Annotated in this window: 13 protein-coding genes; 7 read left to right on the plus strand and 6 right to left on the minus strand. The window is 69.3% G+C overall.

Features of this window, described 5'->3' with window-relative positions; translation table 11 throughout:
* A partial coding sequence (locus VF557_14410) for a CARDB domain-containing protein (protein ID HEX8081400.1) occupies positions 1-3557 on the plus strand: 3557 nt, incomplete at its 5' end.
* Positions 3558-3667: 110 nt separating this feature from the next.
* Here the strand turns inward: VF557_14410 and guaA are convergent.
* Positions 3668-5236: a glutamine-hydrolyzing GMP synthase gene (gene guaA, locus VF557_14415; protein HEX8081401.1), complete on the minus strand. Its 1569-nt coding sequence runs from the start codon at positions 5234-5236 to the stop codon at positions 3668-3670.
* Positions 5237-5343: 107 nt separating this feature from the next.
* A complete protein-coding gene (locus VF557_14420) occupies positions 5344-6270 on the minus strand; it encodes an oxidoreductase (GenBank protein ID HEX8081402.1) in 927 nt (308 codons plus the stop codon).
* 56 nt (positions 6271-6326) lie between these two features.
* Here VF557_14420 and VF557_14425 point away from each other — a divergent pair, with 56 nt between their 5' ends.
* Positions 6327-7307 carry a magnesium transporter CorA family protein gene (locus tag VF557_14425; protein HEX8081403.1) on the plus strand — a complete coding sequence of 327 codons (981 nt, stop codon included), beginning with the start codon at positions 6327-6329 and terminating at the stop codon, positions 7305-7307.
* A 7-nt stretch (positions 7308-7314) separates the two neighbouring features.
* On the opposite strand, the gene VF557_14430 is transcribed toward VF557_14425, so the two are convergent.
* From VF557_14430 to VF557_14440, 3 genes are all read right to left on the minus strand, one after another.
* Positions 7315-7938, minus strand: a complete 624-nt coding sequence (locus VF557_14430) for a hypothetical protein (protein ID HEX8081404.1) — start codon at positions 7936-7938, stop codon at positions 7315-7317.
* 156 nt (positions 7939-8094) lie between these two features.
* Positions 8095-8505, minus strand: a complete 411-nt coding sequence (locus VF557_14435) for a hypothetical protein (GenBank protein HEX8081405.1) — start codon at positions 8503-8505, stop codon at positions 8095-8097.
* Between the two features lie 108 nt (positions 8506-8613).
* The gene (locus VF557_14440) at positions 8614-9750 is read right to left on the minus strand and encodes a GuaB3 family IMP dehydrogenase-related protein (protein HEX8081406.1); all 1137 of its coding nucleotides are present in this window, start codon (positions 9748-9750) and stop codon (positions 8614-8616) included.
* A 59-nt stretch (positions 9751-9809) separates the two neighbouring features.
* Between VF557_14440 and VF557_14445 the strand changes: the two genes are divergently transcribed.
* From VF557_14445 to VF557_14455, 3 genes are all read left to right on the plus strand, one after another.
* The gene (locus tag VF557_14445; protein ID HEX8081407.1) at positions 9810-10325 is read left to right on the plus strand and encodes a tRNA (cytidine(34)-2'-O)-methyltransferase; all 516 of its coding nucleotides are present in this window, start codon (positions 9810-9812) and stop codon (positions 10323-10325) included.
* A gap of 65 nt (positions 10326-10390) precedes the next feature.
* Positions 10391-12355, plus strand: coding sequence for a prolyl oligopeptidase family serine peptidase (locus VF557_14450; GenBank protein HEX8081408.1), 1965 nt, complete (start codon positions 10391-10393; stop codon positions 12353-12355).
* A 186-nt stretch (positions 12356-12541) separates the two neighbouring features.
* Complete coding sequence (locus VF557_14455) at positions 12542-13831, plus strand: DUF222 domain-containing protein (GenBank protein ID HEX8081409.1); 1290 nt, start codon at positions 12542-12544, stop codon at positions 13829-13831.
* Between the two features lie 105 nt (positions 13832-13936).
* On the opposite strand, the gene VF557_14460 is transcribed toward VF557_14455, so the two are convergent.
* Complete coding sequence (locus tag VF557_14460; protein ID HEX8081410.1) at positions 13937-14176, minus strand: hypothetical protein; 240 nt, start codon at positions 14174-14176, stop codon at positions 13937-13939.
* Positions 14177-14259: 83 nt separating this feature from the next.
* Here VF557_14460 and VF557_14465 point away from each other — a divergent pair, with 83 nt between their 5' ends.
* Both VF557_14465 and VF557_14470 read left to right on the plus strand, forming a co-directional pair.
* Positions 14260-14838, plus strand: coding sequence for a hypothetical protein (locus VF557_14465; protein ID HEX8081411.1), 579 nt, complete (start codon positions 14260-14262; stop codon positions 14836-14838).
* Positions 14839-15172: 334 nt separating this feature from the next.
* Positions 15173-15361, plus strand: a 189-nt coding sequence (locus VF557_14470; protein HEX8081412.1) for a hypothetical protein, incomplete at its 3' end; no start/stop codon positions are given.

A 15361-nucleotide genomic window follows, 5' to 3' on the forward strand; every position in this document is an offset into this window, starting at 1 on the left:
CTTGTGACACCTACACGTTGAACTTCGAGGCACCGGCGGACTACTGGAACTCGCACGACGGCAGCGTGACCGTGGGTATCAAGTGGGGTCTGCCCAGCGATGACTTCGATCTGTACGTCTACGACTCGGCCGGAACCAAGATCAAGGACTCGGCAGCTCCGCTCACCACTTCCGAAAGCGTTGATCTCGGCCAGCTGCCGCCGGGCGCGTACACGGTCAAGGTCGTGCCGTATCAGACTGCGGGCGGGTCGTACTCGGGGACGGCGACGGTCAGCGCCTTCGACATTCCGACCGCTATGAAGTTCCCGGAGAACCGTTCGGCGGTGGAGAAGGAGCTCGTCCAGGACTACCCGCTGAACATCGTTTTCGTCGGCCGCACGCCGTCCGCCGCGGAGGTCGCCGACTTGAAGTCGCGCATCCCCACGCACTACCGGCCGCCGGTGTCGAACAAGTCGGACAACGCGTGCGAGCTGTCGCAGGTCGGGGCGGGCTTACTCAACTGGAACAAGTGCAAGAGTGCCAGCGACGATGCGCCGTACTTCCTGGGAATCACCTACCGGTACCAGGTTAACGTCCTGGTGGCGTCCGAGGCTTACACCAAGTCGCTGTTCCAGGTGGCCAAGAACAACACCGCCCAGGCGCAGGACTACCGCAGCGGCAAGGCGCGGGGCCAGAACCAGGCCAAGTACGACGCCGCGTTCGGCAACTACCGGACGCTGGCCAAGGGTGGGGACGTTGCCTACAAGGTCACCCAGCCGACGAAGACGGACCTGATCGACGGCTACGCCATTGAGGACTGGATCTTCAACTCCCGCCTCGACGCCGCGAACAGCTGCGCCTTCAAGAACGCCGAGACCGGCGCCTGCGTCGCCGCCTCGGTCGTCAACCCGGACCCGAGCGCGTACCACGACCCGTTCTACGACAAGAACGGCCTCAACCTCGACCGGATGCCGCAGGGGCTGAACAACGGCTCGTCCTACTTCTTCCTCGACACGTTCACGCCCAACTACGCGAAGGACTACTTCCGCCCGAACGCGTATCACACCTACGGCACGGACGCGGTCATCAACGGGACGATCATCCCGAAGCCGATCGAGCAGGGTGGGTCGTGGCGTATCACCGACCCGGACACCAAGGCCTGGGACGGCGTCGACTTTGGCCGCACCTGGGGTGGGCGGTACCGCTTCCACTTCGTCGACCTCGGCGCCGCGCCGAACGACTACGAGGATGCGTCGTGGGCCAACTATGGGGTGGGGATGTCGAGCGACTACCCGCACGGCGACCCGCCGGTGTGGCAGTACACGGCCGACCCGCTGTGGACGCAGTCCGGCGAGAGCTGCCTGACATCGGGTCCCGGGGTGCCTGGCGTCGGTGACCTGCCGTGGCGCAACGACACCCCCTGCCGGATGATGCCGCGCCTCGCGCGCGATGTCGCCTACGGCCTGTTCTTCCGGTCGACGCCCGGCTACCTGTATCGGCCGATCCCGCGCGGTGACGTCAACTGGCTGGCGGTGTCGAACTGGACGGACTTCTACTCGCGTCCACAGTGGGTGAACGGCCAGCTCACCAACGGCGGCGGCGTCTACGGCACCTGGTGGACCAACTCCGACCTGCTCTACAAGATCGACTCCGTCAACGCCACCACGCACGACGACACGCTGCGCTGGCTGTCCTCCGCCACGCCCTACGCCCGCTGGGTGGGTCGCAAGGGCGAGGTCATCCCGCTTTACGACCCGACCAACAACCAGCCCACGGGGCAGCAGCTCAACGTGGCTCCCAAGTACGAGGACCTGCCGGCGCCCTCGCACCACGTCAAGATCACCGCCACCGGCACCGATCTTGTTCCGGAGCCCCTCCACGACGGCAATCACGTGCACACCGACTACGGCGTGAACCTGACCGAGGTCTCGAACACGCTGGAGAAGGCAAAGGCCACCGGCGCCGACGCGACGCACGACCTGACCGGCACCGGCACGTACGACGACGCGGTGAACGGTTCCGTCGTGCGCGACTACATCGACTCGCACCCGCACGGCATCGCCGACCACGTGGAGGGCGTCAACACGATCCCGTCGATCAACATGACGTGGGAGAAGGCCTACACCTGGTCGCTGCCGTTCATCGTCGGCGGCATCGCCTTCTACACCGAGGACGGCGAGGCCTGGGGCGTGCTGAACAACGTCAACGACCGGATGAAGACCAAGCTGTCGCACTACCCGGCGGTCCAGCCGGGTGACGCACCCGGTTCGAAGCGATCGCTGACGGATCAGGCGCTGCCCACGCAGGACCCGGGGTCCGGCATGTCCTACACCGTCGAGCACGAGGCCGCACACAACCTCGGCCTGTCGCACCCGCACGACGGTTCCTACGGCGTGGACAAGTGCCCCGCGGGCGACCCGAAGGCCGGTCAGTGGGAGTGCTACTGGTCCGGGCTGGGCTGGATGTACGACATCTCGGCCGCCCCGACCACCTACGCGATGTCCTACCGGCCTTACGAGGTCGAGGACCAGGACAACCTGCAGCGCGGGCACGTCGCGGAATACCTGATGGGTGCGCAGGAAGCACTCACCGACCGGTTGTCCAAGGAGGCCAAGGCCGGGGGGAGCACGCCCAGCGCGGCCTGGGCAGCCGACTACGACCGAATGAAGCAGTGGCGGTCGCAGGCCGGCGAGTTGTTCCGCAAGGGCGACTACCTGCACGCCGAGTACGCCGCGCGCAACGCCTCGCTCGCTGCTCGCGGCTTCCCGCAGACACCGGCGAACACCTCCGACCCGAAGCTCGTCGAAGCCGGCCAGGTCTTCTACTTCAACGTCCACCCGCAGGGCACGGGCGAGAAGCCGAACCTGACGCCGACGAACCTCAGCGCGGCCCAGCCGACGCCCAAGCAGACCGTGCTGACCGCAGCAGTGAGCAACCCGTCCGGCGTGCCGGCGACCGAGGTCGTCGTGCAGTTCCTCGACGGCACGACACCGGTAGGCACGTCCGCGCCGGTCAACGTCGGGGCGGGCGCCACGGTGGATGTCTCGGTCAGGTGGAACACCACTGGGGTCAAGGGCGACAGGTCGATAACGGCGGTAGTCGACCCGGCCAACGCGATCGCCGAGTCCAACGAGTCGGACAACCGGCTCACCCGCACCGTCACGGTCAAGGGCAACAAGGTCACGAACGGCTCGTTCGAGTCGGGCACTTCCCAGCCCACGTCCTGGACGTCGAGCGGCACGCTCTACGACACGTCGGGCGCGCACTCAAGTGACGGCACGGACGCGGTGGGGCTCAGCTCGAAGGTCGCGTCGATCACCTCCGCTGCCATTCCGGTCCAGGCAGGGCAGACCTACCAGTTCGCCGCCACCCTGGTCTCCGGCACCGCGCCCTCCGTGTCGGTCAAATACTTGGACGCGGGCGGGAATCTCCTACGTTCGGTCGAGCCGGCCCTGTCCGGTCTGACCGGCTCGCTCGCGGTGCCGAGCGGAGCGACGCAGCTGAAGATCACTTTGGCCGCGCCTATCACACTGGGCGTCGGGCAGATGATCTGGATCGACGACGTCTGGGTCTGGTGACCGTGCCGGGGAGCAGTACAAGTAGAGCTTCCCAGCCGTCTTGCTGATGGGCTGTACTCGGTACGACGGGTGCTACCTTCGGCCAGCAAGTGCGGGGTCTCCCGCTCGGTCTACTCCCACTCGATGGTGCCGGGGGGCTTGCTGGTCACGTCCAGCACCACCCGGTTGACCTCGCGCACCTCGTTGGTGATCCGGGTCGAGATCTTCTCCAGCACGTCATAGGGCACCCGGGTCCAGTCCGCGGTCATCGCGTCCTCCGACGACACCGGCCGCAGCACGATCGGATGCCCGTAGGACCGCCCGTCACCCTGCACGCCGACCGAGCGGACGTCGGCCAGCAGCACCACCGGGCACTGCCAGATCGAACGGTCCAGCCCGGCCGCCGACAGCTCGGCCCGGGCGATCGAGTCGGCCCGGCGCAGGATCTCCAACCGCTCGGCGTCCACCGCCCCGACGATCCGGATGCCCAGCCCCGGCCCCGGGAACGGCTGGCGCCAGACGATGCCCTCGGGCAACCCGAGCTCCAAGCCGACCCGGCGCACCTCGTCCTTGAACAGCGAACGCAGCGGTTCCACCAGCGAGAACTGCAGGTCCTCCGGCAGTCCCCCGACGTTGTGATGGCTCTTGATGTTGGCGGTCCCGGTGCCGCCGCCGGACTCCACCACGTCCGGATACAGCGTGCCCTGCACCAGAAACTCGAACGGCGGGCCGGACTCGGTCGAGGCGATCAGCTCGCGCTCGGCCTGCTCGAAGGACCGGATGAACTCCCGGCCGATGATCTTGCGCTTGGTCTCCGGGTCGCTCACCCCGGCCAGGGCGTCCAGAAACTGCTGGCGGGCGTCGACGATCTTCAACGACACCCCGGTGGCGGCGACGAAATCGGTCTCCACCTGCTCGGCCTCGCCGGCCCGCAGCAGCCCGTGATCGACGAACACGCAGGTCAGCTGGTCACCGATCGCGCGCTGCACCAGCGCCGCGGCCACCGCCGAGTCCACCCCGCCGGACAGCCCGCAGATCACCCGGGATTTTCCGACCTGTGCGCGGATCAGCTCGACCTGCTCGTCGATGATGTTGGCGTCGGTCCAGGTCGGCTTCAAACCGGCGATGTCGTAAAGAAAGTTCTTCAACAGCTGCTGGCCGTGCTCGGTGTGCAGCACCTCGGGGTGGAACTGCACGCCGGCCAGGCACCGGCCGGTGTCCTCGAAGGCCGCCACCGGCGCTCCCGCTGACGACGCGGTCACCACGAACCCCTCGGGCGCCCGGGTCACCTCGTCACCGTGCGACATCCAGACCTGGCGTGGCTCGTGGGCGCTATCACCATTGCCGAACAGCGTCCCCGCCGTCTGGATCGACAGCAGCGTCCGGCCGAACTCCGAACCGCCGGTGTTGGCCACCTCGCCACCGAGCGCCTGGGTCATCGCCTGGAAGCCGTAGCAGATCCCGAACACCGGAACGCCGCCGTCGAACAGGCCCGGGTCGACGGCCGGCGCGCCCGGCGCGTACACCGAGGCCGGCCCGCCCGACAGGATGATCGCCTTCGGCTCGCGGGCCAGCATCTCGGCGACCGGCATCGAGCAAGGCACGATCTCGGAGTAGACGTTGGCCTCCCGCACCCGGCGAGCGATCAGCTGCGCGTACTGCGCCCCATAGTCAACGACGAGCACGGTGTCGGTCTGCACCCGGCCATTCTCGCAGAGCGGCCAGGCAACCTCTTGCAGCCCAGCCGGGTCAGGACCGCAGGGTCAGGACCGGCCGCGATCGGAACCAGCTCGCGATCGGGACCAGCTCAGGACCACGGATAGCGGACCCCGGTCAGCTCCTCGCTCAGATCCCACAGCTCGGCGGCCAGCCGTGGGTCCTGTGCCGTCCTGCTCGGCCGCGCCGGCCCGGCCGGCCCGCGCATGCCGCCGGGCCACTGCGGGCCGCTGTACGAGCCGGGCGCGGCGACGCCGGCGGCGTACAGCGTCGGGTGGGCGCCGGCCGCGGCCGGCTGGAACATCAGCCGGCCCACGGAGTGGCGCACCCCGCGCATCAGGGCGTTGGCCCCCAACCCGTCCGGGCTGAGCATCAGGTTGGTCTGCGCCAGGCCGGGATGGGCCGCCGTCGAGGTCAGCGGCGCGGCGTGCGACCCGGCGCGGCGCTGCAGTTCGAACGCGAACAGCAGGTTGGCCAGCTTGGAGTCGGCATAGGCCCGCTGCGGCGAGTAACCGGCATCGAGCTCGCCGCGCAGCGGGCCCGGCCGGCCACCGCGGTGCAGCAGCGACGACACGGTCACCACCCGGGCACTGTCACCGGACGCCCCGGCTGCCAGCAGCGCCGGCAACAGCCGTCCGGTCAGCGCGAAGTGGCCCAGGTGGTTGGTGCCGAACTGCAGCTCGAAGCCGTCTGTGGTCTTGCGCAGGTTCGGCGGCGCCATCACCCCGGCGTTGTTGACCAGCAGGTGCAACGGGCCGTCCCAGGCCTCGGCCACCGCCTCGATCGAGGCGAGTGAGGCCAGATCCAGCCGCACCAGCTCGACGTCGGCGGCCGGCAGCTGCTCCCGGATCCGGCGCACCGCCGCCACGCCGCGCCCGGCGTCGCGGCTGCCCAGCCGGACCCGGGCGCCGTGCCTGGCCAGCTCCAGCGCGGTCTGCCAGCCGATGCCGGAGTTGGCTCCGGTGACCAGCGCCGTCCGGCCGGCGAATGAGGGCAGCTGCGAGACGTTCCATGACATGCTTCGAACGATACGGCCGCCGCGACGGCCAGGAACCGGGCCGAGAGGTATAGGGCATGACCGAAGTAGTCATCCGCACCAGGCTCTGGCGCGACGGCGTCCTGGAGAAGGAGGACTTCGCCTTCGAGGAGCTCTCGGACTACCTCGACCAGCCCGGCTGCCTGGTCTGGGCCGACCTGCAGGCCCCGGACGAGGCCCTGCTCGCCGAACTTGGCGTGGAGCTGTCGCTGGACAAGCTGGCGATCGAGGACGCGGTGGCCCACCACGAGCGCCCCAAGTCATCGCGCTACCCCACGCACACCTTTCTCACCGCCCGCGCGCTGCGGCTCGACCGCGAGAGCGGCGAGCTCAGCGACCTGGCGGTCTCGGCCTTCGTGCTCAAGCAGGCCCTCGTCACCGTGCACGCGGGCCAGTGGTTCGACATCGACACGATCGTCAAGCGCTGGGACGAGAACGCCGAGCTGATGCGCCACGGGGTGAAGGCGCTGGTCTGGGGGATGCTCGACGTGCTGGTCGACGGTCACTTCGAGGTCGTGCAGTCCCTCGACGACGAGATCGAGGACCTGGAGGACCTGCTGTTCGACCAGTCCAACGGAGTCCACCAGCTGCAGCGCCGGACGTTCGCGCTGCGCAAGTCGCTGGTCCGGACCCGCCGGGCGGTGCTGCCGATGCGCGAGGTGGTCAACACCCTGGCACGGCGCGACAATGACATCCCGCACGAGCTCCGGCCTTATTTCGACGACCTGTACGACCACGTGCTGCGCGCCACCGAGTGGACCGAGTCACTGCGCGACATGGTCAGCTCGGTCTTCGAGACCAACCTCTCGCTGCAGGACGCCCGGCTGAACACGATCCTGAAGAAGCTGACGTCCTTCACCGCGCTGATCGCCATCCCGACCGCGGTCACCGGGTTCTACGGGCAGAACGTGCCCTATCCCGGCTTCGGCCAGCACTCCGGCTTCATCTCCAGCGTTGTCGTCATCTCAGTGCTGGCCGGCGCGCTCTACCTGGCGTTCAAGCGCGCCGGATGGTTGTAGGCCGGGCTCAGGGCAGCTCCTTCTTGGCGATCACCTTCCATTGCAAGCGGTCCAGGGCCTGCATCGCCGCGGTTTGTGGCAGCGAGCAGGCGGTCAGCGGCATTCTCGCCAGGACCGGCTGGCCGCCGGGTGGCACCAGCGCGAAGTAGGGCACCACCATCGCGATCGCCGGGCAGGGGCCGTCGTTGCGCGGCTCGTCCGGATCCCGCAGCGCGGCCAGCAACCTCGCCGGGTCGCTGTCCGAGCGCTCGATGAGCAGGCTCCGCGAGTGGTCACCGTGCGCCCTGACCACCGTGCACCGCAGTACCCAGTCCACCTCGATGCCGCCGGGCACCGGCTTGGCCTGGCTGTTGTCGTGCTGGCCGCCCTCGGTCAGCTCGGCCGGGCAGCGGGAATCGACCGGCGCCGCGGTCGCTCCCGGCCGGCTGCTGGGCGCGCCCGGGTCGGACCCTGCCGAGCCGCCGCCCGCCGAACCGCCCTTGCCTGCGCCCGGACCTGCGCCTGTCCCGCCCGAGGGCCGCGCCGGGTCGACGACGGCTGGCCCCGAAGCCCCAGAGTCCAGCGCGGACTGCCCGGGCCCGCAGGCGGTGAGCGCCAGGCCGGCGGCAATCGTCACGGCAAGCAATCGCACGGTAGCTCCTTTCCGGCCGTGGCCGATCCGTACCCGCGAGGCACCCTGTCAGGTCAGGCACCCCAAACGTAAACGAATGGGCACAAAGAACAGATGCGGCGAGCGTGCCACATCATTGCAGGGCCGATCTCATCGAGCGCGATGGGCCCGAGCGCCTCAGGCGGCGTGCGACCCGGCCATGGTGACCGGCCGGACGTCAAGGCCGCGCTCTCGCAACTGCGCCTCAACGCGGTAGATCTCGGCCAAGGGGGTGTGCCAATGCGAGTCCGAACGCGGCGGCGGCACCTCGAGCTGGTGGCAGGCAACCCCGAGCACCTGGACGTAAGCAGTCCGAACAGCACCCATCCGCATGCCCTTGCCGGTGAGCCCCGGCCGGTTCTCCCGGTCCTCCAGCTGGGCGCGCAGCCGGCGCAGGTCGGCGGTGACCTTCTCGATGGGCGCCGTGGCTGCGGCCACCGGACGGCGGCGCTCGGCCCTTCGCTCATACTGACGGCGCACCACAGGGATCACCGCGCTCAGCACGTACGGCAGAGCCAGCAACCCGATCAGCATCACAGCCAGGAGCACCGGTCCAGTGTGCGGCGAAGGTCTGCGGCCGTTCAAGTCAAACGCCAGGACTTGTCCACGCTGTTATCAGCCGCTTATCACCCGCTCGCCAGGGTTGACCCGGCCTCCTCAGCGCAGGCAGGTGACGATCAGCTCGGCCTTCTGGAACTCCTTCACCGAGGAGTAGCCGCACTTGGCCATCACCCGGCGCAGCGATCCGAACAGGTTGCGCTCACCGCTGGGGTCCGCGGTCGGGCCGAGCAGCAGCTCCGCCAGTGACGGGCGGTCCCCCGGGTCGACGCCGAGATCGACCAGGGCCGAGCGCGGCACCCGGGGGTGGGAGGCCGTCGGATCCCAGTAGCGCCCGCCGCCCGGAGCTTCGGCGGCGCCGGCCAGCGCCTCGCCGAGCATCACCGCGTCGGCTCCGCAGACCAATGCCTTGGCGATGTCGCCGCCGGTGGTGATGTCGCCATAGGCGATCAGGTGGACGTAGCGGCCGCCGGTCTCGTCCAGGTAGTCCCGGCGGGCCGCCGCCGCGTCGGCGATCGCGGTGGCCATCGGGACGTCGATGCCCAGCGCGGAATGGGTCGTCGAGCCGGAGTGGGCTCCGTAGCCGATGATCACCCCGGCGGCGCCGGTGCGCATCAGGTGCAGCGCGGTCTGGTAGTTGGTCACGCCGCCCACCAGCACCGGAATGTCGAGGTCGGCGATGAAGGTCTTGAGGTTCAGCGCGTCATCGGCCGCGTCGTCGGAGCCGACGTGCTCGGCCGAGATCACGGTGCCCTGGATGACCAGCAGGTCGACGCCGGCCTTGAGCACCGCCGGTGACAGCGCCACGGTGTGCTGCGGCGACAGCCGGACCGCCACCCTGATTCCGGCGGCCTGCAGTTCGCTGGTGCGGCGGGCCAGCAGCTCGGACGAGACCGGCTGGGCATAGAGCTGCTGCAGCGTGCTGGTGCTGCAGCCGGACTCGTCGACGATGCTGGCCAGTGCCTGCGCCGGGTCCTCATACCGTGCCCACAGACCCTCGCCGTTGAGCACGGCCAGGCCGCCGAGGCGCTCGATTTCAGCCGCCGTCGAGGGCGAGACCACCGCGTCCGACGGCGCTGCCACCAGCGGCAGCTCGAAGGTGTGCGCGTCGATCTGCCACGCGGTCGAGACCACCGAGGACCCCCGGGTACGCCGGGTCGGCACCAGCGCGACCTCGTCCAGGTGGTACCCGCGGCGGGCGTCACGACCCAGTCCGATCTCAACGGTTTCAGGCATGTGCCAAAGTCTGCCCTATGCCCCCGACGCGACCGGTGCGGGCATGGAGGGAGTCGGTGATGTTCCGGATCGCCTTTCTGGAACCCAAGATCCCGCCCAACACCGGCAACGCCATCCGGCTGGTGGCGGCCACCGGCAGCGAGCTGCACCTGATCGGGCCGCTGGGCTTCGACCTGTCCGATGCCAAACTGCGCCGGGCGGGGCTGGACTACCACGACCTGGCCTCGGTCGTCGTGCACCGCGACCTGGAGGCGGCCTGGGCCGCTTGGGCTGGCTCGGCGGGCTCGGCGGGCTCGGCGGGCTCGGCGGGCCCGGCGGGCCCGGCGGGTGGGCGGGTCTACGCCTTCACCACCCGGGCCGGCACTCGTTTCACCGAGATCAGCTACCGGCCCGGTGACGTGCTGCTGTTCGGCACCGAGCCGTCGGGGCTGCCCGCGGCGGTGCTGGCCGATCCGCGAATCAGCGCCGAGGTGCGCATCCCGATGCTGGCCGGACGGCGCTCGCTGAACCTGTCCAACGCCGCGGCCGTGGCGGCGTACGAGGCCTGGCGCCAGCACGGGTTCGCCGGCGCCTGAGCCGGCTGCCGCCTCCCTCCGGGGTGCGCTCGCAGCCCCGGCTCCGGCCAGGCATGATCTGGACCATGCAGACAGCTCCTTACGGCTCGTGGAAGTCCCCGATCACCGCCGCCGACACGGTGCGCACCCAGCATCCGGCCGGCGGCGGGCGCTACGTGCAAGGCCAGGTCTGGTGGACCGAGCTGCGGCCTGCCGAAGCCGGTCGCCAGTCCGTCCGCAGGTTCGATGCCGACGGTGAGCCCGAGGACGTCCTGCCGGCGCCCTGGAACGCCCGCACCCGGGTGCACGAGTACGGCGGCGCCTCGTGGACGCCCGGCCCCGACGGCAGCCTGCTGTTCACCGAGTTCACCGACCAGCGGCTGTACCGGCTGGCTGCCGGCGCCAGCGTGCCGGAGCCGATCAGCCCGGCCGGTTCGGAGCCGGCCACGCTGCGCTACGCCGAGCCGCAGTTGTCGGCCGATGGCAGCGAGGTCTGGTGCATCCGCGAGATCCACCGGCCCGACGGAACCATCAGCCGCGACGTGTGCGCGGTGCCGCTGGACGGCTCCGCGGTCGAGGACCCGTCCCGGATTCGCTCGGTGGTGTCCGGGTCGCACTTCCTGACCCACGCCAGGTTGTCACCGGACGGCACCAAGCTGGCCTGGATCGCCTGGGAGCACCCGCAGATGCCGTGGGACGGCACCGAGCTGCGGGTGGCCGAGCTCACCGCGGACGGGGTGTGCGGGCCGTGGCGGACCTTGATGGGCTCGACCACCGAGTCCGTGCTGCAGCCGGAATGGGCTGACAACGACAGCCTGTTCGTGATCAGTGACCGGTCCGGCTGGTGGAACCTGTACCGGATGTCGCTGGCCGAGGGGGGCTACGCCGAGCCGCTCTGCCCGCGCCCGGAGGACTTCGCCGGTCCGCTGTGGCAGCTGGGCCGCCACTGGTACGAACCGCTTGCCGACGGCCGGCTGCTGACCGTACGCACCCTGGGCCTGGACCGGCTGGCGGTGCTGGACCCGGCCACCGGCGAGCTGACCGACCTCGACCTCGGCGACCTGAGCACCCTGGTCCTGAACGGCGTCCGGGAGGGCCACGCGCTGCTGACCTGTGGCGGGGCCCGGACCGACGCCGGCCTGCGGACGCTCGAGCTGGCCACCGGCGAGCTGACCGACCTGCGGCTCACCAGTGACGAGCTGCCGCCGGCGGCCTACCTGCCCGACGCCCTGCCGATGACCTTCACCGGACCCGGTGGCCGCGACGTCCACGCTTTCGTCTACCCACCGACCAGTCCCGATTTCAGCCCGCCCGAGGGCGAGCTGCCGCCCTATGTCGCCTTCGTGCACGGCGGTCCGACCGCGCACGTGTCGCCGTCGGTGAACCCGCTCATCTGCTACCTGACCAGCCGCGGGATGGGCGTCGTCGACGTCAACTACGGTGGCTCGACCGGTTATGGCCGGGCTTACCGCGACCGGCTGCGCAGCCAGTGGGGCGTCGTCGACGTCGAAGACACCGTGGCCGCCGTACGCGGGCTGGTCGATGCTGGGATGGCTGACGGTGACCGGCTGGCGATCCAGGGCGGCTCGGCCGGCGGCTGGACGGTGCTGGCAGCCCTGACCGGCACCGAGGTGTTCGCCTGCGGGGTGTCCTACTTCGGTGTCGCGGAGCTGGTGAAGTTCGCCGAGCAGACCCATGACTTCGAATCCCGTTACCTTGACGGGCTGATCGGCCCGTTGCCCGAGGCGCTGCCGCTGTATGAGAGCCGGGCGCCGCTGAACAACGTGGACGGCCTGTCGTGTCCGGTGCTGCTGTTGCAGGGCCTGGACGACCCGGTGGTGCCGCCGGCCCAGTCGGAGATGTTCCGCGATGCCATGGTGGCAAAGGGAATTCCGCATGCCTACCTGGCCTATCCTGGTGAGTCGCACGGTTTCCGGCGGGCCGAGACCCAGATCCACGCGCGCGAGGCGGAACTGTCCTTCTACGGGCAGGTGCTGGGCTTCGAGACGCCGGGGATTCCGGAGCTTGAGCTCTGGCGTCCGGAGGACTAGCGCCAGGGTCGGGCCGTGCGGCTTCGGCGCGGCGGCCGTGCGGCTTGGGTGGGCCGTGCGGCTGGGTCGGGCGGTGCGGCTTCGGAGCGGCGGCCGCGCGTGAGGGCACGCAGGCAGGAATGCCTTTGCTGTAAGGCTATTCGCTGCCGACCGGTATTGTCATACCCCTGCTCTAGTGTCTGATGTATGACAATGGCGGTGAGTGCGAACGAGGCGCCGATGCTGGCCGCGGCCTTGCCGGCGGCGATTGCACAGCTTGCCGGGTGCTCGTTCTCCGGACTCGCTGATGATGACGTGCTCGAGGTGCTGCGGCTCGCCGAGCAGGCCCGCCGCCAGCTCGAAGCGCTCGATCACCTGCTGATCGCCGAGGTCGAGGCGCGCAACCTGCCGGGCCGGTACGTGCTGCGCGGGTCGAAGCAGCTGCTGTCAGGCCTGCTGAACCTGTCCTCCGCCGAGAGTGGGCCCCGGGTGCGTCAGGCCCGTGAGCTCGGCCCGCGGACCAGCCTGACCGGCGAACGGCTCGCGCCACTGCTGCCTGCCACCGCCGCCGCCCGCGCTGACGGTTCGATCACCGCCCGGCAGGCTGACGTGATCATCGCGGCGATGGCCAGGTTGCGCGACGCGCGGCTTCCCGTCGAGCGGCAGGCCGAGGCCGAAGCCTTTCTCGTCGAGCAGGCGCGCCGCTTCGACGCCGGCACCCTGATCGGGATCGCCCGACGGTTGCTGGACACCCTCGACCCGGACGGCACTCTGGCCGAGGAGCGCACCCAGCAGCGGCGGCGGTTTCTGAGCTGCCATCCCCACGGTGACGGGATGCACCGGCTGACCGCCGACCTCGACACCGAGACCGCGGCCCTGGCCATGACGGTGCTGCACTCGCTGGCCGCGCCGAAGCCCTCCGAGGCAGGCGAGCGCGATCAGCGGACTTCGGGGCAGCGGATGCACGATGCCTTGCGTGCCGTGTTGAAGCTGGCCCTGCGCGCCGGCGAGCTGCCCACCTCGGGCGGCGTTCCCGCGACCGTCCTGATCACCATGACGGCTGAGCAGTTCCAGACCGGCACCGGGCTTGTCAGCACCAGCTACCGGCAGAAGCTGACCGTCGAGCAGGCGCTCCGGATCGCCGACCAGGCGGCCATCGCCTGGATCGTGCACAACAGCACCGGCGGCATCCTGAACTACGGCACCGCCCGACGCGTGGCCACCGACAAGCAAACCCTCGCCCTGATCGCCCGAGACCAGGGATGCGCCTTCCCCGGCTGCGCCGACCCACCCGAGTGGACCGAGAAACACCACATAGTCAGCTGGCGCGAAGGCGGCGCCACCGACCTGGACAACCTGTGCCTGCTGTGCGATCACCATCACGACCGCATCGACACCGGCGGCTGGCAGATCAGCATGCGTGACGGGCTGCCCTGGTTCATTCCTCCGGCCTGGATCGACCCGGAGCAGCGACCGCAACGCAACATCCGTCCGTGAGGGCTTGACCGATTCTCTGGCCATCCGCTCAGGCCGGCGAACGGGCGCCAAGCGATGTCACGACACCCAGCGATGAGACGTTGCGGGCAAGAGGCCGAGCCCTGGCTAGTCGGTAGCGATTCGTGCTGCCCACCAGCGGGTCAGGTCGGTGGCCAACGCGATGTCGGCCTCGTCATCCTCTTCCAGGGCGAAATGCTCCGTGCGTTCCTCGGCGATCCAAGCGGCAAGTGCCGCTGTGGACGCTCCGGCGAACAGTTGCTGCAGTAGGGGCCCGATCATGCAGTCATACTCGTCGGCTGCGTCGGGCTCATCCGAAATCCCGATGGCATCCCACTGCATCAGCATCGCGCGAACCTGCCGCTGTGACTCACACGTGCGGTCACGGTTTCGAGGACTCTCCGGATCCCACGGCGAAGGCTCGGACACGCGTGCCAAGGTATCAGGACTCACCGCCGGACCATCCACACTTTGCCGCTGTCAGCAGCGACTGCGCAGATCTCGGCAAGGCTCTGCATACTTACGAAGTGCCTCAGCAGACATCGACGTTCGCGCTCGAATGTGCGGTGTTGCATCGAACCCTCATCGACGGAAACGTGACGCGTCATCCCGAATCGCATTTTCTCGACTTCGTCATCGATGGCGAGTCCCTGTCGGCGCGCATGAGCGCATCGGGGGATCTTGTTACCCCTTTGAACCGAGCGTGGCTCCCCACAGTGCCGGATGCGATTGACGAACTCCTAGGACGTCGCCCTTCGCCGGGCCTCGCCGTGAGCAGGGTCGCCCTCCTGGTATGTGGCGACTGCGGCGACCTCGGGTGCGGTGCGGTGACAGCTTCGGTGCATATGGATGCTGACTCGGTCAGGTGGGCTGACTTCTTATGGGAGAACAGCTACTCGGAGCCGTCACCTGCCGTAAGCGCTCCAGAGGCGATCGTGTTCCGGCGGGGGGACTACGAAGCGACGCTGCGCGGCGCCTACGAACGCATAGTGGCCCTGCCGTACGACTAATTGGCCCACCTCGGGCGCAGGTTCCTGTGGCCATGGCAATGGGGATGGCGCCTGCCTCGACTTCCCTGACCCGTCCACACCCGGCGGATGTCGCTGGGTTGGCGGCTGACCGCCGTATCTCCTGCTACACGGTGGGCGGTCTCCTACACGCGGGGCAGCCGTACGGAGGTGGCGGGGTGTTGCGGCGCGGCTGCGGTGTTCACTGCGCCGCCCGCTGGCGCGCGGCAACCGGCAGCCGGGCTCGTCGGCATAGTCGCCCAGCAGCGTATGGAACCTCGTCCATCCGTAAGCACACCCCTAGGAGAAGGTGGCTATCCGGCGTTAGCCTCTGTCCGTGACGACCGAGAACCAGGGGTGGCAGTTCGCTGATGCCTGGGTCTTGACAGCCGTTGCCATCAGTGGGGACAGCGGGTGCGACCTTACGGACCTGGTGGCTGCCGCCGACGGTATCAACCACGCCATCCTCACCGCCGATGAAGTCAGCCAAGGTGTCGGGCGGCTCGAGGCATCAGGGCTGATGACA

The organism is Jatrophihabitans sp. (assembly GCA_036389035.1).
Classification (GTDB): domain Bacteria; phylum Actinomycetota; class Actinomycetes; order Mycobacteriales; family Jatrophihabitantaceae; genus Jatrophihabitans_A.